We start from the raw sequence: 22,100 nt of genomic DNA on the forward strand, positions 1-22,100 counted from the left end.
GCCTGGGGGAGGGAAGGACGGCGGGCGGAATGCGGGCAGGAAACACTGTTGCTCATCAAGATCTCTGCATATGTTATCGAATTGTCGGTCAGGAGGTCAATGAAATTCTCCTGCACCAATTCTCGATCGCGCTGCAAACTTTGCGCAAGGCGCCGAGTGTCTCGTAGAAATTCACTTTCGTCGATTTGACTTTGCCAAATCACTGACATGCGAAGGATTTCGGATGAGGTGGACTGTTTCGGTTGTGCGGCAGATCGGAGTTCTCGCGTCTCTGGCGATTGCTCACGCCGTCTCTGCCCAGGAGCCCGCTCCGTCGGAACCGCCTCCCGCGGAGTTCCCGCGCGTCGCCCCGAAGTCTCCCGAGGAAGCCCTCAAGACCTTCAAAGTGCTGGGGGGATTCCACCTCGAAATCGTGGCGGCAGAACCGCTGATCACCGATCCGGTCGACCTGGCCTATGACGAAAACGGCCGCGCCTATGTCGTCGAAATGCGCGACTACCCGTTCCCCGAGAAGGCCGACGAGCCGCCGGCTCCCCCCATCGGCCGAGTCACGCTCCTCGACGATGTCGACGGTGACGGCAAATTCGATCGCAGCACCGTCTTTGCGGAAAAACTCTCCTGGCCGACCTCGGTGGTCCTGTGGAAACGCGGCATCTTTGTCGCGGCGGCGCCGGACCTCTGGTACTTCGAGGACACCGACGGCGACCGCCAGGCCGACATTCGGCAGAAGGTCTTCACCGGGTTCAGCCGCTACAACGTGCAGGCGATCATGAACAACCTGCGCTGGGGGCCGGATCACTGGATCTACGGAGCCGCCTCCGGCAACGGCGGCACGATCACATCGGTCGAGCATCCCGATTCCAGGTCCGTTCCCGTCACGCGGAAAGACTTTCGCTTTTCCCCGTCCAACGGCGGATTCGAATCCGTTTCGGGCAGCGCCCGTTTCGGCCACTCGTTCGACGATTGGGGCCAGCGATTTCTCTGCAACATTCGCAACCCGGTCCAGCACGTCGTCCTGCCCGCGGCCGAACTGGCGCGCAACCCCCTTTTGACAGTCTCCAGAACCATCCACGACGCCGCCGAATCCGGCGAACAGCTTCCCGTCTACCGCATCAGCCCTCCCGAACCGTGGCGTGAGTTCCGCGCGCAGCGGTGGGTGCGAGAAGGCTCAACGCTTCCCCGCAGCGAGCTCGTCGGCAGTGGTTTCTTCACCTCGTCGAGCGGCGTCACGGTCTATCGCGGCGGCTCCTATCCACGGGCGTACCAGGGCAACGTGTTCGTCGCCGACGTGGCGTCCAACATCGTCCATTGTGAAACCCTCGAAGAGGACGGAGTCACCTTCAAGGCTCGCCGCGCCGATGAGAACGCCGAGTTTGTCAGCTCGACTGACAACTGGTTTCGCCCGGTCAATTTTGTCAACGCCCCCGACGGAACGCTGCACATTCTCGACATGTATCGCGAAACGATCGAGCACCCCTGGTCGATTCCCGACGATATCCGCGCAAAGCTCGACCTCGCCAGCGGCAACGACCGCGGCCGGATCTACCGGCTGGTCCCGCCCGACGCCAACCTGCCGCGAATGCCCCGGCTGAAGCACGCCAGCACCGCCGAACTGGTCGGCTATCTGGAGTCACCGCATGCGTGGTGGCGCGAAACCGCCGATCGCCTGCTGTTCGAACAGAAGAACGCTCAGACGCCGGGACTGCTGCGTCAGTTCGCGCGCACGACCATGCTCCCCCAGGCGCGCGCCCAGGTCCTGTATCTGCTGGAGTCCTTCGCCGTTCTCTCCTACGCCGATCTGCTGGGAGGGCTGACCGATAGCGATCCCCACGTTCGCGAGGTCGCCGTCCGCCTTTGCCAGCCCCGCCTGATGGCATCCATCGAACTCCGCAAGCGACTGTTGACGTTAGCCCGCGACGACTCTCCGCGCGTCCGCTTTCAACTGGCCCTGGCGCTGGGAGCGGTCCCCACCGCCGACGCCACCGATACGCTGGCCATCCTGGCCCGCCGCGACGCTGGCGACGAATGGCAGCGGACCGCACTCCTCAGCTCGTCTTACCTCCGCGCTCCCGAGTTGCTGAAGCGGCTTACCAGTCCCTGCGAATTCGTTGATCGTCGCGGAGGTCTGGCTCTGCTCCGCCAGCTTGCACTCACCGCGGGAGGAAAAGGCAAGGACGAGACCCGAGCCGCAGCCCTGTTGCTGGTCAGTCCCGCGGACGAAGAGCGAGACTGGCAATTCAGTCTCCTGGCTGGCCTCGGCGACGGACTCGCCCGACGGAAGACCGACTTGACGGAGCTCGCCAACAGCCCGGCTGCAGCGGCGATCAAAGCGCTGCTGGACGCCGCCGCCGAGGTCGCCCAAGATGCCGACGCGCCGCTCAACGAGCGCCTCGAAGCCCAGCAGCTCCTCAAGTGGCAGCCACTGGCGGACGCCGGCCCGGTCCTCGCCGGACAGATGGCACCGCAGCAGCCCGTAGAGCTGCAGACGTCGGCGCTGCAGGTCCTCTGCAGCTCCAGCGACCCGGCCGTCGCCCGGCTGGTCCTCGATCGCTGGCGGCTCCTTTCGCCGGCGCTCAAAGCGGAGGCTCTCGACCGACTGCTCGCCCGTCCCGCCTGGCAATCCGAAGTCCTGACGGCCATCGAGGGTGGAGAGCTCACCGCCAGCCTCATTCCGCCCGCGCGGTTCGGCCTGATGCTCAACAGCAAGGACGAAACCATCAAATCCCGCGCTCTGAAACTTCGCGGCACGCCGGCCCCGGCCCAGCGAACGGAGGCGCTGGCCCTCTACAGTCGGGTCCTCCGCGACGCGGCCTCGCGCGAACAGGGCCAGGTCGTCTTCAAGCGAGAATGCGCCCAGTGCCACCGGCTCGGCAACGAAGGGGCCGAGGTCGGTCCCGGCATCGCGTCCTTCCGGCATCGCGCGCCCGACGAGATCCTGCTCCACATTCTCGACCCCAACCGTGAGGTCTCGCCGGCATATCTCGATCATACCGTCACGCTCGACGACGGCCGCGTCCTGACCGGCCTGATCGCCAGCGAGACCGACAGCTCGGTCACGCTCCGGCGGGCGCAAAAGGTCGAGGATACCGTTCCTCGGAGCCAGATCGAAGAACTCGCCAGCAGCGGCAAGTCGCTGATGCCGGAGGGGCTGGAGCAGCGAATCAAGCCGCAGGAAATGGCGGACCTGATTCTGTATCTGAAGCAGCCGGAGTAATTGCGTCTTCCGCCCGGCCAAGGTCGTGCGATATCACTCAGCTTCGACAGACGACCTGCCCGGCGCACAACATCCGCTGTTCCGCCTCGCCACGGGTCAGTATTTCAAATCCCGGAAGCGTCACTCCTCCGCAGGGGCATTCGTCGTCGGTTCCAGGAACCAGCTCCCGACCGTCACAGTGATCGGTTCGGGCAGAGGTATCTCCTTGCCCGTGAGCGTCATCAGCGACCAGCGCAACACAAGCGGCTCCCGATGGGGAGTCACTACCGGTCCCAGATAGCCCTGCAGTCGCTCTACGGTCGAGGTCGCCTTCATCCGCGCGAGGCTCACGGCGGACATTTGTTTGACTTCGCTGAACTCGGGGGGCATGGTCGCCGGGTCCAGCACCCTGCCGATCAGGGCTTCCGCCAATTTCTGATCGAATCGGCCGTCGTACAGCTTGCCCAGAGCCCAGATGGCCGCTGGTCGCGAGAGTTCTCCCATCACCAGGTTCAGCGGGAGGTATTCGCGCAGCAGCGCGTCCGCCGGCTGATGCTGCATGACGCCGAGGGCTTCGCAGAGATGTGCGATCTGGTGATCCTGGGCAAGCGTGAATCCCATGGTCCGGCGTTTCGCCGTCCACTCGGTCACGAACTGCTGAATTGCGGGCAACGTCTCGGCCACAGCCACTTTGCGCAGACCCCACGCCGCCGTGACCAGCACTTCCGGACGCGGCGATTTGAGCAGATCGAGGAATCTCACGGCGGACGGATCGTCGTCCAGTGTTCCCAGAACCAGCAGCGCCTGCTCCTGACCACGCCAGCTCTCGCCGGCAAGAACGCTGCGGGCGATGTCGCGGATGGGGCCATCAAGTTCCGGACGCCGGGCGAGCACTACGAACTCGTCCCGAATCCGTCCGCGGAGCGCGGGGTGCGGATCGTCGAGGAGGCGACCGACGAACGCCATCCTCTCGGGCGTGGGGAGCGCCAGATACGTTTCGATTCCTTCGCGACGGACGTTTGCATCGGCGTGGCGCATCGCGACTTCCGCCAGGGGCAGAACCAGAGCCGGATCGATCTCCCGCAATCGGGCGAGGGCTTTCCAGGCGACGGTCGGCTCCGATTCCCGACCGAGCAGGCTCAGAAGTTCGACGGCCCTCGGCGACGAATGACGTGACAGCAATTCGTTCGCGCTGAGCCGGCGCAGCCGATCAGGGGCGGCCAGCAGGCGATCGACCTCGGCTTCGAGTCCTTCCGCGGCGATTCGTCCCGCGGCTTCGGCGGCAGCCAGCCGGACTTCCGGCGGGCGGTCGTCCGCATGCACCATTTCCAGCAGCTTCGGCAGCGCCGCGGGATCGCCGACGCGGCCCAGTCCCCGAATGGCCAGCAGCAGTTCCTGGCGCGGCGACTGCGAATTGCTCAGACGATCACGCCAGATCGGCTGGATGGCCTCGTCGCTCCACTCGGCCAGCGCCGGCTCCACGAGTTGTCGCAATAACAGGCCGCCGACGCGGGACTGCTCCAGCAACACCGTGGACGACTCGCGATCGTCGAGAACGATCAGAGCCCGGGCGGCCGCATAGCGGACGGAAGGCGCCGTCGCGGGGGCGGCCAGGATCGTCCGCAATTCGGGTTTCAGCGCATCGACGCCCGGCATGTTGAGTTCGCGGGCCCGGGCGACCGTTTCGGCGGCCATTCGCTGGTAGTCGACTTCGGGCCGGCGCAGCGCCTGGGACCAGAGGGAAATGCAACGGACGTCAAACTTCGAGTTGGGGGGGATCGGCGGGATTTCCGGATCCGAAAGCATCTGAAACTCGACGCGAATGACGTCTGCGGCACCGGCCGGCAGAGGGGCCAGAAGGGCCAGCGACAGCAGGAATCGGCAGAAAGAGAACATGATCGTCGGTACTCACCAGGAGGCACGTATCACAAGCAGCTACCGCGGCCGCGAGATGCGCCATGTCCGCCACAGCAGCACCGCCAGGCCGACAGCGGAAGCCAACCCCTGGAACCACCAGTTGGCCGGGAGCAGTTCGTAGTCGCGGAATCCCTGGAAGCGGATGATTGACAGGGCCGCGGCCACGGGATTGACGGTCAGGGCGGCTTCGACGACGTCGTGGCCGAACGGGGCGTCGCGCCCCAGCCAGATCAGCAGCGGACCGCCGCAGATGGCGAGTTGAAAGGCATAGGCAGCCGCTGCGGCCGATGTCGTCCGCTGGAACAGGCTCCCGATCGCGGCGCTGGTCATTAGAACAAACACGGCAGTGATGGCGAGGCTCAGGACGACCCGCTGAATCTGGTACCGCTGTCCGGGTTCGATATAGACCATGACCACGTAGCCCGGAATCGTCGCGCAGAGCACCAGCAGCAGTGTCAGAATTACGCTCAGGAGCTTGCCCCAGACGATCCGCAGGGTCGACATCGGCGTCATCTGCAGCAGCACCCAGCCCCCCGTCTCGACTTCCGTCGAGATCAGCCCGGCCGCCAGGCTGGGCGTGATCAGCACCAGCAGAGCGACTTGCAGCACGACCATCACCGCGCCAACCGTGGCGGCGTCGAGATCGAGCGTCCGGGTGACCGTGAGAATCGAAATCCCCAGCGACAGTACGGCACAGATGGCGACGAGCCGGAGCAGCCAGTGCAGCCGCCCGAATTTCCGGCAGCGGAACTCCTTCACCATGACCGGATTCGTGAAAGGTCCGATCGATCCCGAACGACGCTGCGGATCGACGACAAAGACCAGTCGGCGGATCAGCCGGAAACCGAGGCCCTGATCGTTGCTGATCGTCCCCGCCGCGCGCGAACGGTCGAAGATCGAGAAATTGAGCCGCGCGATCGTCAGCAGCGAAAAGGCCGCAGTGATGCCGAGTGACAGCACGGCGAATCGACCGACGACGTCTGTCGGCGACACGAGTCCGCGACTGCCGACATCCCCCGCCCCCAGCAGCGCAGACATCGCAGCGTACGGAGAAGCGCAGCGTGCCCAGTCGGCGACGGTCGCCAGCAGTCCCGACGTTCCGGCAAACAGCACATGCGGCAAAAACAGGACCACGCTGAGCGTCAGCACCAGGCCATAGGCCCCGCGGACTGCGGCATCGGTGGAAGCCGCAGCCACGCTGACCCAGAGGCTGATTGCGGTAAATTCGAGGACCGTCAGGAGCAGCAGCAGATACATCGCCACCAGCCCTCCCGTCAGCGAGACGCCTCCCAGCGAAAAGCAGGCGGCCGCCGCCGGAACGCTGGCAGCCAGCAGCAAGCCGGCGAGACCGAGAGTGGCCAGCAGCTTGCCGAAGTAGATCCGCCAGGGGCCCAGCGGCGTATTCAACAGCAGCGCCAGCGTTCCGGATCGGGTTTCGCGGACGATGCTGGTGGCGGGGAACGCCGGCAGCAACAACAGCAGCGCCGTCAGCAGCCCGAATGCGAACGTCCGGAAAACATTCAACGAGCCGCTCCCCGCGAGGGCCATCCGGGAGTCGGTCGGCCAGCGCAGGATCACCAGCAGAGTGAAACCGAGGGCGATTGCACACTGCAGGGCGGCCAGGCGACGACGGCGGAGCAGCACGACCAGCTCGCGCCAGATGATCGGATTAGCAAACATCTCAGCGTCCTCCCGTCGGAGCGGCCGGTCGAGCGAACGTCATGAAGGCCTCTTCCAGATCGGTCTGCAGCTCGCGGAACTGCGCGACGCGAATCCCTTTCCCGATCAACTGCTCCAGCAGCCCGCTCAGATCGGCTTCCCGCAAAGCGGTGCGGAACCGGACCGCTCCCTCGGCCGCCGCTTCGACGATCTCCGCTCCTGCCTCAATCCTTTCACGGATGATCGCTGCTGCGGCGGAAACCTGATCGGCGGCGACGAGCTGCAGCTCAATGGTCCGCTGCTGACTGACGAGTCGGCCGATCTCCTCGACGGTGCCAAACGCCCTCAACTTGCCGTGAGTCAAAATGGCCATCTGATGGCAGATGCGGGACAGCTCCGGCAGGATGTGACTGGTGACCAGCAGAGTCTTGCCCGCCGCCGCGAGCTTGATCAGCAGGTCCCGCATTTCCACGCGAGCCTGGGGATCGAGGCCGTTGGCGGGCTCGTCGAGGATCAGCACTCTGGGATCGTGCAGCAGGGTCCGGGCGATGCCGACGCGCTGCTGCATGCCGTGGCTGAGGCTTTCGACGAATTTGTCCCGCATGTAAGCGGTGCCGGTGATGTCCATCACCTCTTCGATCCGCGTGATCCGCGTCTTTCGGCGAATCCCGAAGGCGGCCCCGAAGAAATCGAGGTACTCGCGGACCCGCATGTTGTCGTACGAGCCGAACTTGTCGGGCATATAGCCGACGAGGTGCTTGATCCGGCGCGTGTCGGCGACGCAGTCGGCGCCCGCAATGCGGGCCGATCCGCTGGTGGGGCGGATCAGTCCGACGAGAATTTTGATTGCGGTCGTCTTTCCCGCTCCGTTCGGGCCGATCAGTCCGAGGATCTGACCGGCGGGAACTTTGAGCGTCAGGCCGTCGAGGGCCGTGAAGCTGCCGTACTGTTTGGTCAGCCCCTCCAGTTCGATCACCAGTTCCGTGGCGAGGGCGATGGTACTGCCGGCGGCACGTTCCGCAGTCATGGTCATGGGAAATCGGCTTTCGGAAGAGTCGAGTCGGAAGTCGCGGATTCGGTTCTATCCAGCTCCGGACAGTCAGCCGGCTTCGCGCGGCAAGGCGGTATCGACGGGTGCGTCCGGAACCGGCGTTGCAAGAATCGTGAGGGACAACGATTCGATCCGCCAGTACTCCTTCTGCATCATCCTCGCCCGCAGCATTTCTTCGCTCTCGCCTTCCGGAGCTGGCTCCCCGCCGCTGACGGAAATCAGGAATGTTCCGTCGCGGGAGACGGGAAGAGCCGTCAGGTCCGACAGCTCGGCCGTGAGCGTGCCGACCGGCGCCTTCCAGTTCTGCAACACAGTGCGCCGCCCGTCTTTCCAGCCGGCCAGTTCCAGTCGACCGACCGGACCGGCGACGCGGACCACAACGCTGACTCTCTGCAGTTTCAGTAGGCCGAGGGCCGGCGGAAGCTGGCACTGCAACCAGGCGGCGGACGGACCCGAGCGTTCCTGCCATTGCCGAGACCGCCGGTCAAATAGTCCCTGAGGTTCGCTCCCATCCGGGCCGCGCCCTTCGCGATAGGAGATCAGCGGAGACGGGATGACGATATCAGCCCCCGGATCGGGGCGAGTCAGGCCGAGCGGTGCAAAGATCAGTGCCGCGCCCAGGCCATTGAGGCCCGGACCAAATCGGAGTCCGTCCTCCAGCGGAGGCGTCCAGAACGCAAGCATCGGCTCGTGCGGGTAGCCGATCCAGGCCGAATCGGTCCGCAACGACTCCAGAACTCGCGCACGGCGGCGCTGCTCGTCGGACAGGACATCCGCCGCGACGAACTGCTGACTGCTGAAGACGGCGGCTGAGGCTGCGGAAAATGTTCCATCCGGGTTGAGCGTTGCCCCGATCCGCCCGTCCGCGGTGACGACGACGGCGTCTTCGGGGTGCATTTCCGCCGGCAGGCTGACGCGCCCCAGAATGCCATCCGGCCCGCAGGTGGCGCGGACCTGAAACGGTGCGGCGAATCGGCTCGATGTTTCGAATTCCGCGACGCGGAGCCCTGCCGGTTGCTGAATGTTGTCCCAGTGCCACTGGTCCAGGTCGCTCCAGAGGAGCCGTCGCGTGACGCCGGCCAGTCCGGTGGTATCGGGGGTCAGCCAGCCGCCATGAATTCCTTCCAGCACGGCCGGTCCACCATCGGGGCGATAGACGCCTGAGACGCCGCGCAGTTGGGCCGCCTCTCCATCCGGCAGCACCTCGGCGATCTGCAGTCGCACGCTGGTCGGAGCGGCGGCCTGGCGCTGCTGGAGGCCGATCCCGACCAGGACGGCTCCAACAGCCAATCCGAGCAGCGGCCCGTAAACTCCAAACTGCTCAATTCGACCACAACGCCACAGCCCGAGCCCCATGACGACCAGAACCAGCGTGAATCCGCCGAGTAATCCGGTGACCAGTCGACGCTCCGGGATGGCGTACCCCACGTAATCCTGTACGACTGGCTCCATCGCCTTCGGGAGTGGCCGACGCACCGTCTCGGGGGCGAAGAACTGCGACGCAAGTTCCGTGGCCGGGCCGTGCAACTGCGGCGGCAGTCCAGGCTGCTGTTCGAGCCAGCCCCGTGCGCCGAGCGTCGTCACCAGAATGCGTCCCGCGCCGTAGTTGAGCCAGAACGCGGCCGGCCAGCCGTCGATGGTGCAGACGACTTCGACATCCCCTGGAATCACCCGCACGAAGGTGACGGGCCGTTCGTGATCGGATGTCGCAATCCGGTCCTCGTTGTTCGTCCCGGTCCACTGCAATCTGATCGTCGTCAATCCGACCCGGTCGATCTCGGAGAGCTTGCAGGACTCCCCCAGCAAATTTTCCACCGTCGCGGCATCGATCTGGTCGAGCATCAGCCACAGCCGTCGACCGGAGGCCAGCCAGAGTCGAATCGCCGCCAGGGCGGCTTCGTCCCGACCGATGCGGGAGTCCGCCACTACGAACTGATCGAACGCCTGGAAACCTTCAACGGTCGGCGGCAGGAAGGCATCCCCCATTTCGTGGACAGGGGAAGGCAAAAACGTGGTTCGTCGACTGGCGGCGATCAGCTCCAGAACCTGATCGTACTCCCGTTCCTCCGGTGGAAACCCCAGCGGACGGACGATTCCGGTCACGGCCCGCGGTTCAGTCAGGGGGAGCAGATTCGAACCTTCCAGCTTGCCCCAGTCGTCCCGCACCAGGACTTCCGCCGACTGGTCCGCCCGCGTCGTCAGCGTCCGCAGATCGACAGAGTTCTGCTTCGAATCGGTTTTCGGCGGAAACCGGATCGGATAACAGGTTTCGAGCGCGGCGTGAGACGGCAGCCAGACGATGCGACCGTACTGTTCCGAAGAGTCCTCGGACGCAAAAGAGGTCGACTGCAGCGTCGCTGGCGAATCTCCGCGATTGATCAGGCGCAGCCGCAGCAGATTCCAGCGTCCGGGATAGTAGCGGCTCATGCCGCCGCCGGAGCGGGGACCGATGAGGACGTCGCTGCGAATCGTCGCCGGCGGTTCCTGGCCGGTGGTTGTCGTCAGAGGCGCCACGAGCAACAACGCGGCAAAGGACACCGCGGGCATAGTGCGATTCACGGGCGAGGCTCCGAACGCAGCCACAATTGCGCAATTTCAATCACGAATGGAATCAAGGCGAAAGGCTACCGCAACCTCCGGTTCGATGCCACTGGCTATGGTCGAAGCCAGAGAACGAACTCTATCAGCGTTGAAATGTCGCGATGGCTCGCATGCCATTGGCCATTTTCCAGCATTGGGCGACAGACACGTGGTTTCTGCCTCGTGATATTCCGATCATTGAGAACTGAGGACCGTGACACACCAAGGTACGACGGAGATGCTTGCGAAGCCCCGTCAGAGAGCGATTGCAGACTGCGGATCGACTCCAAGATCCCAAGTTGGGTTCCGCCGGAGATTCACGCGGAACGAAAGCTGCGGGGATCTCGTTCTGTGCTCAAGGTGAAAACTCTCGCGCATTCCGGCGGTTAGGCCTTCCATATAGAACAAAGGCCCCGGAGACGTCGTCTCCGGGGCCTTTGATTGTGATGATCAGCGGCTTCTGGCGACACAGGCATTTCTGCCTGCGTTCTCGCAGAGAACTAGGCCTGCACCTTCATCGCCTCGCCGAGGATCTGGCTGGTGCTCGGGCGCATGATCCGCGGATCGACCAGTTCGCCCTTCTGCAGAGTATTGCGGACGTCCTTGCCGGAGATCGACACCGGCTTTTCGCCCGGATGACGTTCGGTCAGGTCGACCCGGCCGATCGATTCGTAGAACGCGGCGAAGCCGACCTTCACCGGGGTGATCTTCAGGTCCCCCTTGAGCTTGCCGAAGATCTCCTGGGCGTCGAAGTCGCCCCAGATCGCTTCGCCGTTGGCGTAGGGAACGTCGGCGTGCTTGCGGCCGATGACGATGTGGGTGTAGCCCATATTCTGGCGGTAGATGCCGTGCATCACCGCTTCCTTCGGGCCGCCGTAGAACATCTTGATGTCGAGGCCGAGGAGCATGACGCGATCGGGGACGGATTCGTTGCGGGGTCCCCAGAGAGACTGATCGCTGTCGCCGTCGCCGAGCTGCCGCTGCTCGATCAGGGCTTCGTACGTGCGCATGCGGATCTCGGCGTTGACGTCGTCCCCCTTGGTTTCGCCGATCAGCGGATTCAGCACGGCCCCGGCGTTCTTCCCTGCGCGGATCAGGGACTCCAGGCCGTAGACCAGGGCGTATTCGTGGGCGCGGTGGAGCGGGTTGCGGGTCTGGAAGGCGACGACGGCGTCGTAGCCCTTCTCGGCCAGCAGCTTGCGGACTTCGCGCGGCGTGAGGACGTACTTGCCGAACTTGGCGTTCTTCGGCTGGGGGAGGACCTGGATTTCGCCGCCGATGAGGTGGGAGTTGGCGGCGTCCCCCTGCAGCACCATGTTGGCGCCCGGGTGGTCGATGCGGTCGGTGAGGTAGACCGACTGCAGGTACTTGAGCTTGGGCCAGGCATAGACGTCGTTCAGGACGAGCGTCGCGGCGACTTCGCCGTCCGGACCGGTCAGGGCGACCTTGTCGCCGACCTTGAGGGTCTTGGCGAGCTCGGCGGTGACCGGGAAGGCGATGGGAATCGTCCAGGCGTAGAGCTTGCCGTTGTTTTCGATGACGGATTCGTCGAGGACGCGGTTGTAGACCGCGCTGTTCATCGGCCCGGTGAGGGGGCTGAGGGTGCCGTCGCCGAAGCGGTAGACGGAGGAGAGATCGGCCGCCGAGACGGGGACCTTGGTGAGCGAGGCGGCTTCCGCCTTGAAGGCCGCAATGTCCGCAGCCGGGACGGTCCGGCAAACGGGTTCGGTGAGTCCGCCGTGCGGGGCAATCAGATCAGCCATAATTCCTTGCGAGTCCTGCAGTTAGAGCCCAATAAGAGACCGCCGCCTGGGAAACGAAGGGGCTTCCCTGCGTCCTCCAACCCGGGCGGAACCCACGGAGGATAGACGTAAAGGGTTGTTCGATTCAAGGGTTATGACCGGAATGACCGGCAGGGTCGTGCTGGTCTACCCCCGCAATCCCGCCCCCCGCAGCAGCCGGTCGGTCGCCGCATACGCCTCGGCCACCCATTCCTCGATCTTGTCCGGCTCCGGCGCGTACTCCAGTTCGATCGATACCGCCCCGTCGATTCCAAGATCCTTGATTTCTCGCAGGTAGGGCTCGAAGTTCACCACGCCCCGGCCCGGTGGCAGATCGCCGTGTTTCCGCCCGTCACAATCAGAGATGTGGACGTGAATCGCCCGGCCCTTCAGCTTGCGTAATTCTTCCGGCGCGACCTTCGACAGGTGCAGGTGCGAAACGTCGATGTTCGCCGCCACTGCCGGGTGGTCGACGTCGTCGAGGAACCTGACCATGCTGCTGACGTCGTTGACCAGCGACAGCGGGAAGGGTTCCAGTTCCAGGGCGATCTGCAGACCGAGTTCCGCAGCGAAGTCTCCCAGGCGGCGGCATTGTTCGACGCCGGTCCCCCACTGCTCTTCCGGCGGAATGACTTCCTGATTCCAGATGTATTCGCCGAGGACGAGCAGGACGTTTTTCGCGGAGAGCTCGTACGCCATTTCGAGGAACTGGCTGGTTCGTTCGAGGTGGAACCGCTGGACGCTGGGATTGAAGTCGATGAGGCCCGTTGCGACGCAGCAGAGGGAGACGACGGGGAGGTCGAGGCGTTCGCACTCCGTGCGCAGCAGCCGGCGTTCCTGGATGGTGAGATCGAGCGGATCGGCGAAGATGTCGACGGAGTCGAAGCCGAGTTCTTTGGTTTTCTGCAGTCCCCAGGCGGTTTCGCGGCCGGCCTGCGCCCAGGCGGAGTTGATCAATCCCAGTTGCATGGCAGCGATGTCCTTATCATTCGGTGGAGCAGGTCCACCGATTCGAGCAGTTTGTCGTCACGGCGGCACGCGGGAGCGTGCCCTCCGAGGCGGGCGAGCCTGTTGCCCGGCGGGATACTCTAAAACAATTGCGGTCGGTCGGGTATGATGCTCGGGAGAGAGCTTTTGTCACCTTCCGCACCGAGACCCCGATGGCCCAGCGTCCTGTCCGTCAGATGCCCGTCCCCGCTCATCCGTTCGAGGGGCTTGCGCTCGAAGAGTGGATTCTCCAGCTTCGCCGGGCTCCGAGCCCCGAGCACCGGTACCGGGCGCTGCAGGCGGTCGCGTTTCTGGCCGAGCCCTCCCAGGCCGCCGGGTTGATGCTCCCGGCCCTGGCCGACGGCGATTCCGACGTCCGCGCCCTGGCCGGACGGCTGCTGGGCAAAGCCTCGGCGGTCGCCGATGTCACCCCGCTGCAGCAGGCCCTCACGGACGTCGATCCGGACGTCCGGTTCGAAGCCGCCCGGACACTCCTGCGCTGGGGCAACAGCGAGACCACCGGTCCGATCAATGCGTTGACTCAACTTCTAGACGACGATGGCACACAGCCGCTGATGCTGGCCGCCATCGTCGAAACGCTCCGCGGCACGCCGGCCGGTCGGGCCGCCATTGTCCCTCGCCTGGAAAAGCTCCTGGCGAGCGAGCAGGGAGAGGTTCGCGAAGAGACGACGGCGGCGTGCATCGAGCTTGGTTCGGAAGTCGCCGGCCACGTCAATCGGCTTGTCGAGCTCGCTGACGATGAAGAACCGCTGGTCCGCGAACACGCCGTCAAGACTCTGGGCCGACTCGGCGTCGTCACGCTCGAACTCCGGGCTGCTCTGGAAATGGCCGCTGACGACGAAGATGAGATTGTCGCCGCGGCGGCGAAGGAGAGCTTGTCGTTGATCGTTGATCGTTGATCGTCAGAATCCCCCTGAGGGAATCGACCGTGTTCTTGCGGCCTATTCCCATTCGATGGGATTGATCCAGCCGGAGGCCAGGGCGAATCCGAATAGAATCGCCATCCCGAGCAGTGCACGGAGGGTCCACAGTCCTCGCTCCGGGCCGAGCGAACGCGAGAGCCACTGGCCTTTGCGAGTACGGGTCAGCAGCCAGACGGAATGGTAGAGCCCCAGCAGGCTCAAGCCGGCCACGCCGAGCCCCATCGCAATCTGCTCCCTTGGCATTGTCTCCCCGCTTTTACAGCCGCAGTTCGCTCGTTACGCCGCGAAGGTCCATCTCGTACTCGATTCCCTCGATCGGCGGGCGCGTGAAGAACCAGCGCACGCCGTGCATTGAGGCGGCCCCGATCCGCTCCAGCACCTGCTCCGGCAGCACTTCGTGCAGGGGATGGATCGTGTAGACATCGACCGCCGTCACCCGGTCCCAGCCCGCACCCAGACCGCGCAATCGGGCCTCCATCAGCCCCATGACGAACTCGGCTTTTGCCGCGATCGCGGACGGCGACGTGTCTCCCCCCCGTACGATGTCTGCGTGGGCCAGTTTTCCTTCGGGGAGTTCCCCGGCGCCGGCGACGACAAACGTCGCCGGCTGATCTGCTGCACACGGTCGCGCGTAAGAGAACCCGTATAACACCGGAGATGCCGGCGGTCGCACTGCCGGTGCGACGTTTGTCCGGGCGACGGGATTTACGCCGTCGACGAACAACCCCCAGTCTTCCAGAATTGCCGCGTACTCCGCGTTGAACGCGGCGAACCCGTCAAATGTGAATGGCCGCGGCGACCGCAGTTCGATCCCGCACAAGGCCGGTACGGGCTGCCCGGCGGCCTCGACGGACCGGCGGGCCAGCTCGAGTCCGTCCCGCCAGGGGACGGGGGTGTGCAGGGTGACGTGGGCGATCTCATAGCCCGGCGACGAGACCACTCCGCATGAATATGGGGCAATTCCCGGCAGAAACCGATAGTTTCCGGCGCCATGTTCGACCAGCGGCATCGATATATTCCTCGCAATAGTCCGTCGTAGACGTCAAACGGATTGTCTCTCCGGCCGTGGCCTCTGCCAGAGTGTGACGGCACGACGCCCCGGAAACCAGCAGACCGGCTGACTGGTGCGGAATTGTCCCCTCTTTGGCTTTCGTCCCTGTTCCGGTACACTCCGCTCCGACGGCCGCGGACTGCCCTTCGAATCACGGTTTCAGGACGACTCCATGCTTGGCGCGCATCTCACTCCGGCGAATTATCTCCGTCGCTGCGCGGAGGTTTTCGAAACGCTCGACCTGACGCAGGTCACTAGCCTGGCGGACGACATTTATGCCGCCTACGAAGCCGGGAAGTTCGTCTTCATCTGCGGGAACGGCGGCAGCGGCTCGAATTCGTCGCACTTCTGCGAGGATCTCGGCAAGAGCACGCTGGATCGCAAGGATTTTCTCAATGACGAACGCAAACGGCTGAAGGTTCTCAGTCTGACCGACAATACGCCGTACATTCTGGCGTGGGGCAACGACGAAGGGTTCGACCGGGTGTTTGTCGAGCAGCTCAAGAATCTGGCTTCGCCGGGAGACGTGCTGATCGCCATCAGCGGCAGCGGCAACAGCCCGAACATTCTGAATGCCGTCGAGTGGGCCAACCGCAAGGGGCTGACGACCTGGGGCATTACCGGCTACACAGGCGGAAAGCTGCAGTCGCTCGGGCTGAAGAACCTGCACGTGCCGCTGGACGACATGGGCATTGTGGAGTGCGTTCATCTGACGGTGTTCCACTGGATTCTCAACGACATCTACGGCCGGATCAATCAGGTCGGCCGACATGCAGGACAGTCGACATGATGCGAGTGGCGCTGGCGACGCTGGGACTGTGGCTGAGCCTCACGGCCGCGCTGGCGCAGGAGGGCGAACGGAAGAAATTCGTCAGCCCGTTTGCGAAACCTGCGGATGTGCCGGCTTCTGGTCGGGAGGTTCTGTCGCTGCGCGGCTTCGACGAGTTGATGGCCAAGTTCGTCGCCGAGCAGAAACAGCCGGGCGCCCAACTCGCCATCGGGCGGAACGGAAAAGTCTTCTATTCGCGGGGCTTCGGCTATGCGAACGTCGAAGCGCAGTTCCCGGTGCAGCCTGAGTCGCGGTTTCGCATTGCCAGCATCAGCAAACCGCTGACGGCAGTCGCGATTCTGAGACTCGTGGCGCAGAATCGACTGGCCCTCAACCAGCGGGTGATTGAGGTCCTGGCGGGAAAGTTTCCGTTCGTCCTCGAACCGACCGATCCCCGGCTGAAGACCGTGACGATCGAACAGCTCCTGCATCATTCTGCCGGCTGGGATCGTGACAAGTCGTTCGACCCGATGTTCCGTTCGCCGGAGATCTGCGCCGAACTGGGCGTTGACGCTCCGGCGAAACCGGTCGATGTGATGCGTTATATGTGGAAGCGTCGGCTCGACAACGACCCGGGAACACATTACGCCTACTCGAATTTCGGGTACTGCGTGCTCGGGCGGGTGATCGAAGCAGTATCGGGACAATCGTACGAGGACTACGTCCGACTGGAAGTCCTGGCTCCGCTGGGGATTGACCGGATGGTCGTCGGTCGGACGCTTCCCGTTGATCGGCAGACGGACGAGGCGGTCTACTACGACTCGGGGCCGGACCGCCCCGCCGTCATGGGCGACAAACTCGGCAAGCTGGTTCTGCAACCCGATGGCGCCTGGTGCCTGGAGACGATGGATGCTCACGGAGGCTGGATTTCGACGGCCGAAGACCTCGTCAAGTTCAGCATGGCATTCACCGGCCACGAGCGGAATCCGATCGGATCCGTGAATGTCATCGACAAGATGTTCGCCCGGCCGCCGGGCAAGCTCTGGATCGAAGAGAACGGTCAGCCGAAACCGTACTTCTACGGGATGGGCTGGCTGGTCCGGCCGGTCGGCGGCTCGGCGGAGTGGTTTAACGCGTGGCACAACGGCTCGCTGCCGGGAACGTCCACGCTGATGGTGCGCCGCTCCGACGGCGTCTGCTGGGCGGTGCTGTTTAATTCGCGTGAGACGCCGGAGAAGAAGGCTCCCTCGCAGCTCATCGATCCGCTGCTGCACGAGGTGGCCGGGCGCGTGGCGGGCTGGCCGAGGTAGGGGGGGAGAGAGTGGTTAGTGGATAGTGGGTGGTGGATAGTGAAGAGGACGAGCTGGCGGCGATTTTCATCGCGATTCGCTCACCAGCTCCACGCACACGATTTCCGTGTCGCTGCGGGCGTAGACGCGGTTCCCTGCAAACGCGGGATGAGCCCAGGTGAAGCCGATGATTTTCGTGCGGGACTGCTCGGAATAGCCTTTTGGCGACAGTCTCGCGAGGATCAGTTCTCCTTCCGCATTCAGCATGATTGCGCGGTCGGAGTCTCCCAGCCAGACCAGTGAGGCCTGAGGGTTCCGGTCGCGGGGAGTCATTGAGTTCTTGTCATCCCACAGCTTCTTTCCGGTCGCCAGCTCGAAGCAGGTCAGTCCGTATTGCTTGTCGAGCAGGTAGACGTGGCCGTCGCGATAGAGGGGCTGCGACATCAGTCCGCGGAGATACCGGTTCTCTTCCCACGCCAGTTTCGCATCCTGAGGCGTGTCGCCGAGCCGGATCGCCTTCGAGCCGTGCCAGTAACCGGCGACGAAGACCAGGTTTTCCTGCAGGATTGGTTTGGCGATGGAGACGCCGTAGGTGATTTCATAGGGGTGCGACCAGTAAGCTTCTCCCGTCCGGGCGTCGAGTCCGCGAATGTGGCTCGGCGTCCAGACAACGAGCTGATCGCGGTTGTGAGCGTGAAAGAGCAACGGAGTGGCATAGCCGGCTTCATCCGAAAGGGATCGCCAGATCTCTCTGCCGGATCGACGGTCCACGGCAATAACGCCCGTTCCGTTGGCTCCGCCCGGCTGCAGAATGACCAGATTGTCGAGAATCACCGGCGACGCCGCATAGCCCCACGTCGGCAACCGGCCGTGCCAGTCCTGCTGATAGTGGAACCGCCACAGTACTTCACCGGTCGCGGCATCAAGGCAGTGCACGTCCCCGAGTGCGCCCACGGCATAGACCCGGCCATCGTGCACCGTCGGTTGCGACCGGGGGCCGTTGCCATAGTCGAGTCCCTTGTACTCGACCGAGTATCGGTGTTTCCAGACCAGCGACCCATCTGCAGCCGAAAGGCAGAGAACGCGTTCAACTTCGTCCGGCGCCGTCTGCCGGTCCAGCGTGTAGACGCGATCGCCCACGACGCTGATCCCCGCGTAGCCTCCGCCGATTTCTCTCTTCCAGGCGGTCTTCAAACCGTCGGCGGGAAACATTTCGGGGAGCGTCGGCGACTGCCAGGCGCCGTCGCCGCGAGGTCCGCGGAATTGCGGCCAGTCTTCGGCCTGCGCGGCCAAGGACCACGCCAGGCTGAAGCTGCCCAGAACCAGGAGAAATCGGGGCATTGCGGCGTCTCGAAATCAATCTTTGACTTCGAAAATGGCTTCGACTTCCACGGCGGCCCCGGTCGGGAGCTGCGCGAAGCCGAGCGCGCTGCGGGCGTGGTAGCCGTCGCCGGTCTTGCCGAAGATCTCGTGGAGCAGATCGGAGGCGCCGTTGATGACCAGATGCTGGTCGGTGAACTCCTGCGTCGAATTCACGCAGCCGAGCAACTTGATCACCTTCAGATCGTCGAGAGTGCCGTGAGCATTCCAGACCGACCTCAGGATCTTGATCGCGCACTGCTTCGCGGCGGCGTAGCCCTCGTCGACGGTCATGCCCGCCCCGAGCTTCCCTTTGGAATCGCTCACGTGGCCGGAGGTAATCAGTTGATTCCCTGAGCGGATGCAGAGGTTGAGATACCCCGGCTCCTGCTTCTCGAAAGTGACCCCGAGCTGCTCCGCTTTGCGCTGCGCTGACATGCCTGACCTTTTCTCAAAGACCTGTTCGAAAAACTGAACCACGAATGACACGAATTCGCACGAATCAATGGATGAAGAATTCGAACGCTGGATGATGGTGAGATCGCAGAGGCTGTCGGCTTCCTCAATTCGTGCCGATTCGTGTCATTCGTGGTTGAAACTCTTTATGGCGCGCCCTGCGGCTTCTGCTGCCACCGCTGCCACGCCAGACCCGGGCGTTCGACGCGGAACTGTACCAGGCGAGTGTGCTCGACTTCGGTGACATAGACGGTCCGTCCGTCGGGACCGCCGAAGCAAAGGTTGGAGGGTTTCGCGCCCAGAACGTCGATTTCGCGAAGAATTTCTCCATCCGGCTTCATCAGGACGACAGTCCCTTTGCCGTGGCGGGTGATGTAGAGCGTTCCATCGACGTCGCACCGCATGCCGTCGAAACCGAAGTCCGGAAACTGTCGGATCAGCTTCCTGGGGCCGAGAGCGCCTGCTGTCAGAATCGGAAACGCCCAGACGTTCTTCTGGGAAGACTCATTGACATACAGCGTTCTGCCGTCGGGGCTGACTTCAATTCCGTTCGTGGTTCCCAGATCCTTGGCGACCTTCGTCATTTTGCCTTGCACGTCGATCTTCCAGATCTGACCGGCGCCCGCGCCCCAACTCGGGTCGCTGGCGTAGAGCGTTCCATCGGGGGCGATCGCCAGGTCGTTGGGCTGATTCATCGTCGAGTCATGGGCGAACACGGTCGATTTCCGCGTGGCGATATCAATCTTGAGAATATTGTGGCCGACATAGTCGGCGACAAACATCGCCCCCGCCCGGTCGAAAACGATTCCGTTGCCGGTACTCTCGCCGGAGAGGGTGGCGAAGACTTCTCCTTTGCCGTCCGGCGTCACCTTGCCAATCGTCTGCTGCTTCCCGAAGTTGACTGCGTAGATATTTCCGGCCCGATCGCACGCGGGACCTTCAATGCCGGGAGTGAATTCGCCGGGCTGCGTGAGCGGCTTTGCCACATACAGCTCTTCGGCGCGGAGATTCTGGATCAGGACCAGCCCCAGCAGCAGTGCAATCCGGCCCATGCGAAGGTTCTCCCCTGTGAGGACGCGGTCCAGCATCATGCCGCCCGCTCCGCACCAGAGTGCATATCGACGCCGGTTTATGCAACTCTCCGGAGTCGAGAAGTTCCCGTGCGGAACAATGTCCTCGACTTCGTTCAAGGATCATTCGAGGTGGATGCCGTCAGTCGACCCGACAACCGAGCGTCAGCAGCACATTGGCCCAGAGCGCCTGATCGCCCGTCTGGATCGTCAGCACGTGATCGGGAGAATTGACCGCTTCGTAGAACTGCCATTTATCAATCGGGGTCAACGAGACCGGCAGCGCCGCCGCCTGCACAATCTGCCGATAGTCGTCCCAGGCGGGTGGTTCGCCGTATTTCGCATAGGGATCGTCCGCCGGAATCCCCATCGTGTTGACGTTGTCGACCGGAATCGCCGTCAGCAACGTCTCAAGGACCTGAGCAACGGTCACCAGGCCGGGGGCGAGGTTCAGGCAGACGAGTTCGGCATTGGGGCCTCGCTTCGTCGAAGCCGGATAGTTTCCGTCTGCAATGAGGACTTTCGCGTGGTGGCCCGCCCGCGCCAGGATCGCAGAGATTTCGGGATGGATCAGTCGATGCTTGAGCATGGCAGGTATTTCGTGCAGAGAATGTGAGCGGCAACGAATTCAGGGCGGAAACAGGCCGACACAGGCTGTCAGGCAGAATGGCGACCGACCCAGTAGCGGAAACCGCGAATCGTTTGAGCCGCAGCGGCGTCCGAATCGGGCCAGGGGAAGGCTTCCGCTGACAGATAACCGCCGTAGCCAATCTTCCGGAGGGCGGCGATGATCGGGCCATAGTTCATGTGGCCGTCTCCAACGGGCCGACGGTTGCTGTCGACGAAATGCACATGCCCGATCCACTTCCCGCCAGTCTCCAGAGCCGCCGCGATGTCGGCTTCTTCAATGTTCATATGGAACAGGTCGGCCAGCAGCCGGACGTTCGTTGCCTGCAGCGACTCCAGGATCTGAACGCCCGCGGCCACCGTCGTGCAAAGATTGGTTTCGTAGCGGTTCAGGGGTTCGTAGAACAGAGGCACGTCGAATCTTGCGGCGTGAGCCCCCAGAGCTTCCAGCCCCCCCTTCAACCAATCGAGGGACTGTGATTGCGAGACGCCGTCTCCCCACCGGCCCTGCATGGAACCGATGATCGCCGGCGCCCCGTGCGGGCCGCCGAAGTCGATCATAGTCTTGATGAACTCGATCGCTTTGTCGCGAATTCCGGCGTCCGGGCTGGTCAGCGACAGCTTGTGCTTCACCCAGCCGGCGCCGGTGCCGACGGCCGCCAGTGCCAGTCCGTACTTCCGAAGCAGTCCCCGCAGCGTCTCCTGCGTTACGGCATCCGGCCCCGGAGCAAACAGCTCAACGGCATCGTAGCCAAGCTCTTTCGCCCGGCGGCAGCCGAGTTCGAGATCGTCATGAAACACGAACGGACCGGCTTTCGCCTCGGCGACGAGCGAAATCGTCACGGCGCTGCGCATCTTACGACTCCAGTGAACAGGCGGAGATACCGCACGAACCGAACAATTTCTCACGCTGGCATCGCTCCAGCGGACCCGGAATGGACGGCGCACCGAGAGACGATCGCGGGACTGACTTCCCGTCACAGTCGCCGACCGAGAATATCGCTGACGGCGCGGCTGCAACAGGCAATGGGGGGCTGGTCACTGCGGTGAGCGGACACTCTGGCGGCTGGGCGGATAGAAATGACACCGCATCTACAGCATTGTCGCCGAGCCCGTGGTTTCCATGTAACGCTTACAAAACTGATCCACCACCTGGCATTCCCACGGCAGGCCAAAACCGGCAGAATCTGCCGTCGCAAGTCCTTGCGGGGCTGCGAAGTCGCATCGCCGGCTGTGGAACGCGTTTCGCGACAATCTTCGGGCGCGGTCGCAGGTTCCAGGACCGCACGGCACAGCAAGTGCAATGTCATCCTTTCGCGGATTCGCCCCGGCGGGTTGTCGGAGCGGGTCCGGGCGGCGATACTTGA

General features: G+C 63.7%; 17 protein-coding genes. 4 read left to right on the top strand and 13 right to left on the bottom strand.

The window, feature by feature from the left end; all coding sequences use genetic code 11:
- Window positions 1-223 precede the first annotated feature (223 nt).
- Window positions 224-3,214 carry a PVC-type heme-binding CxxCH protein gene (locus tag SH412_RS09335; protein ID WP_336523240.1) on the top strand — a complete coding sequence of 997 codons (2,991 nt, stop codon included), beginning with the start codon at window positions 224-226 and terminating at the stop codon, window positions 3,212-3,214.
- Window positions 3,215-3,334: 120 nt separating this feature from the next.
- On the opposite strand, the gene SH412_RS09340 is transcribed toward SH412_RS09335, so the two are convergent.
- From SH412_RS09340 to SH412_RS09365, 6 genes are all read right to left on the bottom strand, one after another.
- On the bottom strand, window positions 3,335-5,089 hold the full coding sequence (locus SH412_RS09340) for a HEAT repeat domain-containing protein (RefSeq protein ID WP_336523241.1): 1,755 nt from the start codon (window positions 5,087-5,089) through the stop codon (window positions 3,335-3,337).
- 39 nt (window positions 5,090-5,128) lie between these two features.
- Window positions 5,129-6,790, bottom strand: coding sequence for an ABC transporter permease (locus SH412_RS09345; protein ID WP_336523242.1), 1,662 nt, complete (start codon window positions 6,788-6,790; stop codon window positions 5,129-5,131).
- A gap of 1 nt (window position 6,791) precedes the next feature.
- Window positions 6,792-7,802 (bottom strand): ABC transporter ATP-binding protein, encoded by a 1,011-nt coding sequence (locus tag SH412_RS09350; protein ID WP_336523243.1) that lies wholly within the window; start codon window positions 7,800-7,802, stop codon window positions 6,792-6,794.
- 66 nt (window positions 7,803-7,868) lie between these two features.
- A complete protein-coding gene (locus SH412_RS09355) occupies window positions 7,869-10,367 on the bottom strand; it encodes a hypothetical protein (protein ID WP_336523244.1) in 2,499 nt (832 codons plus the stop codon).
- Window positions 10,368-10,900: 533 nt separating this feature from the next.
- A complete protein-coding gene (locus SH412_RS09360; RefSeq protein ID WP_336523245.1) occupies window positions 10,901-12,163 on the bottom strand; it encodes a sulfate adenylyltransferase in 1,263 nt (420 codons plus the stop codon).
- A 165-nt stretch (window positions 12,164-12,328) separates the two neighbouring features.
- Window positions 12,329-13,150, bottom strand: coding sequence for a sugar phosphate isomerase/epimerase family protein (locus SH412_RS09365; RefSeq protein ID WP_336523246.1), 822 nt, complete (start codon window positions 13,148-13,150; stop codon window positions 12,329-12,331).
- 191 nt (window positions 13,151-13,341) lie between these two features.
- Between SH412_RS09365 and SH412_RS09370 the strand changes: the two genes are divergently transcribed.
- On the top strand, window positions 13,342-14,088 hold the full coding sequence (locus SH412_RS09370; protein ID WP_336523247.1) for a HEAT repeat domain-containing protein: 747 nt from the start codon (window positions 13,342-13,344) through the stop codon (window positions 14,086-14,088).
- A gap of 42 nt (window positions 14,089-14,130) precedes the next feature.
- On the opposite strand, the gene SH412_RS09375 is transcribed toward SH412_RS09370, so the two are convergent.
- Both SH412_RS09375 and cnbZ read right to left on the bottom strand, forming a co-directional pair.
- Window positions 14,131-14,334: a hypothetical protein gene (locus SH412_RS09375; RefSeq protein WP_336523248.1), complete on the bottom strand. Its 204-nt coding sequence runs from the start codon at window positions 14,332-14,334 to the stop codon at window positions 14,131-14,133.
- A 34-nt stretch (window positions 14,335-14,368) separates the two neighbouring features.
- Window positions 14,369-15,121, bottom strand: a complete 753-nt coding sequence (cnbZ, locus tag SH412_RS09380; protein WP_336523249.1) for a 2-amino-5-chloromuconate deaminase CnbZ — start codon at window positions 15,119-15,121, stop codon at window positions 14,369-14,371.
- A 214-nt stretch (window positions 15,122-15,335) separates the two neighbouring features.
- On the opposite strand from cnbZ, the gene SH412_RS09385 reads away from it, so the two are divergent.
- Window positions 15,336-15,953 (top strand): D-sedoheptulose-7-phosphate isomerase, encoded by a 618-nt coding sequence (locus SH412_RS09385; protein WP_336523250.1) that lies wholly within the window; start codon window positions 15,336-15,338, stop codon window positions 15,951-15,953.
- Window positions 15,950-17,242: a serine hydrolase domain-containing protein gene (locus SH412_RS09390; RefSeq protein WP_336523251.1), complete on the top strand. Its 1,293-nt coding sequence runs from the start codon at window positions 15,950-15,952 to the stop codon at window positions 17,240-17,242. The genes SH412_RS09385 and SH412_RS09390 overlap by 4 nt, the downstream gene beginning before the upstream one ends.
- Window positions 17,243-17,308: 66 nt before the next feature.
- On the opposite strand, the gene SH412_RS09395 is transcribed toward SH412_RS09390, so the two are convergent.
- The 5 genes from SH412_RS09395 to SH412_RS09415 all read right to left on the bottom strand — a co-directional run bounded on the left by SH412_RS09395 (window position 17,309) and on the right by SH412_RS09415 (window position 21,588).
- A complete protein-coding gene (locus SH412_RS09395; RefSeq protein ID WP_336523252.1) occupies window positions 17,309-18,562 on the bottom strand; it encodes a PQQ-binding-like beta-propeller repeat protein in 1,254 nt (417 codons plus the stop codon).
- 15 nt (window positions 18,563-18,577) lie between these two features.
- Entirely contained in the window at window positions 18,578-19,018 is a 441-nt protein-coding gene (locus SH412_RS09400) for a RidA family protein (RefSeq protein WP_336523253.1), read from the bottom strand.
- Between the two features lie 164 nt (window positions 19,019-19,182).
- The gene (locus SH412_RS09405) at window positions 19,183-20,127 is read right to left on the bottom strand and encodes an SMP-30/gluconolactonase/LRE family protein (RefSeq protein ID WP_336523254.1); all 945 of its coding nucleotides are present in this window, start codon (window positions 20,125-20,127) and stop codon (window positions 19,183-19,185) included.
- A 121-nt stretch (window positions 20,128-20,248) separates the two neighbouring features.
- Entirely contained in the window at window positions 20,249-20,695 is a 447-nt protein-coding gene (locus SH412_RS09410; protein ID WP_336523255.1) for an RbsD/FucU family protein, read from the bottom strand.
- 68 nt (window positions 20,696-20,763) lie between these two features.
- On the bottom strand, window positions 20,764-21,588 hold the full coding sequence (locus tag SH412_RS09415) for a sugar phosphate isomerase/epimerase family protein (protein WP_336523256.1): 825 nt from the start codon (window positions 21,586-21,588) through the stop codon (window positions 20,764-20,766).
- Window positions 21,589-22,100: the final 512 nt, after the last annotated feature.

Origin of the sequence: Planctellipticum variicoloris, assembly GCF_030622045.1 — a bacterium.
In the GTDB taxonomy this organism is placed as follows: domain Bacteria; phylum Planctomycetota; class Planctomycetia; order Planctomycetales; family Planctomycetaceae; genus Planctellipticum; species Planctellipticum variicoloris.

Excerpts from the sequence above, each read along its gene's own strand:
- SH412_RS09340 (WP_336523241.1), bottom strand. The coding sequence starts at position 5,089 with ATGTTCTCTTTCTGCCGATTCCTGCTGTCGCTGGCCCTTCTGGCCCCT.
- SH412_RS09355 (WP_336523244.1), bottom strand. The coding sequence starts at position 10,367 with ATGCCCGCGGTGTCCTTTGCCGCGTTGTTGCTCGTGGCGCCTCTGACG.
- cnbZ (WP_336523249.1), bottom strand. The coding sequence starts at position 15,121 with ATGCCGCTGGTCGAACATGGCGCCGGAAACTATCGGTTTCTGCCGGGA.
- SH412_RS09375 (WP_336523248.1), bottom strand. The coding sequence starts at position 14,334 with ATGGGGCTCGGCGTGGCCGGCTTGAGCCTGCTGGGGCTCTACCATTCC.
- SH412_RS09395 (WP_336523252.1), bottom strand. The coding sequence starts at position 18,562 with ATGCCCCGATTTCTCCTGGTTCTGGGCAGCTTCAGCCTGGCGTGGTCC.
- SH412_RS09345 (WP_336523242.1), bottom strand. The coding sequence starts at position 6,790 with ATGTTTGCTAATCCGATCATCTGGCGCGAGCTGGTCGTGCTGCTCCGC.
- SH412_RS09410 (WP_336523255.1), bottom strand. The coding sequence starts at position 20,695 with ATGCTCAAGCATCGACTGATCCATCCCGAAATCTCTGCGATCCTGGCG.
- SH412_RS09385 (WP_336523250.1), top strand. The coding sequence starts at position 15,336 with ATGCTTGGCGCGCATCTCACTCCGGCGAATTATCTCCGTCGCTGCGCG.
- SH412_RS09350 (WP_336523243.1), bottom strand. The coding sequence starts at position 7,802 with ATGACCATGACTGCGGAACGTGCCGCCGGCAGTACCATCGCCCTCGCC.
- SH412_RS09365 (WP_336523246.1), bottom strand. The coding sequence starts at position 13,150 with ATGCAACTGGGATTGATCAACTCCGCCTGGGCGCAGGCCGGCCGCGAA.
- SH412_RS09405 (WP_336523254.1), bottom strand. The coding sequence starts at position 20,127 with ATGATGCTGGACCGCGTCCTCACAGGGGAGAACCTTCGCATGGGCCGG.
- SH412_RS09360 (WP_336523245.1), bottom strand. The coding sequence starts at position 12,163 with ATGGCTGATCTGATTGCCCCGCACGGCGGACTCACCGAACCCGTTTGC.
- SH412_RS09400 (WP_336523253.1), bottom strand. The coding sequence starts at position 19,018 with ATGTCAGCGCAGCGCAAAGCGGAGCAGCTCGGGGTCACTTTCGAGAAG.
- SH412_RS09370 (WP_336523247.1), top strand. The coding sequence starts at position 13,342 with ATGGCCCAGCGTCCTGTCCGTCAGATGCCCGTCCCCGCTCATCCGTTC.
- SH412_RS09415 (WP_336523256.1), bottom strand. The coding sequence starts at position 21,588 with ATGCGCAGCGCCGTGACGATTTCGCTCGTCGCCGAGGCGAAAGCCGGT.
- SH412_RS09390 (WP_336523251.1), top strand. The coding sequence starts at position 15,950 with ATGATGCGAGTGGCGCTGGCGACGCTGGGACTGTGGCTGAGCCTCACG.
- SH412_RS09335 (WP_336523240.1), top strand. The coding sequence starts at position 224 with ATGAGGTGGACTGTTTCGGTTGTGCGGCAGATCGGAGTTCTCGCGTCT.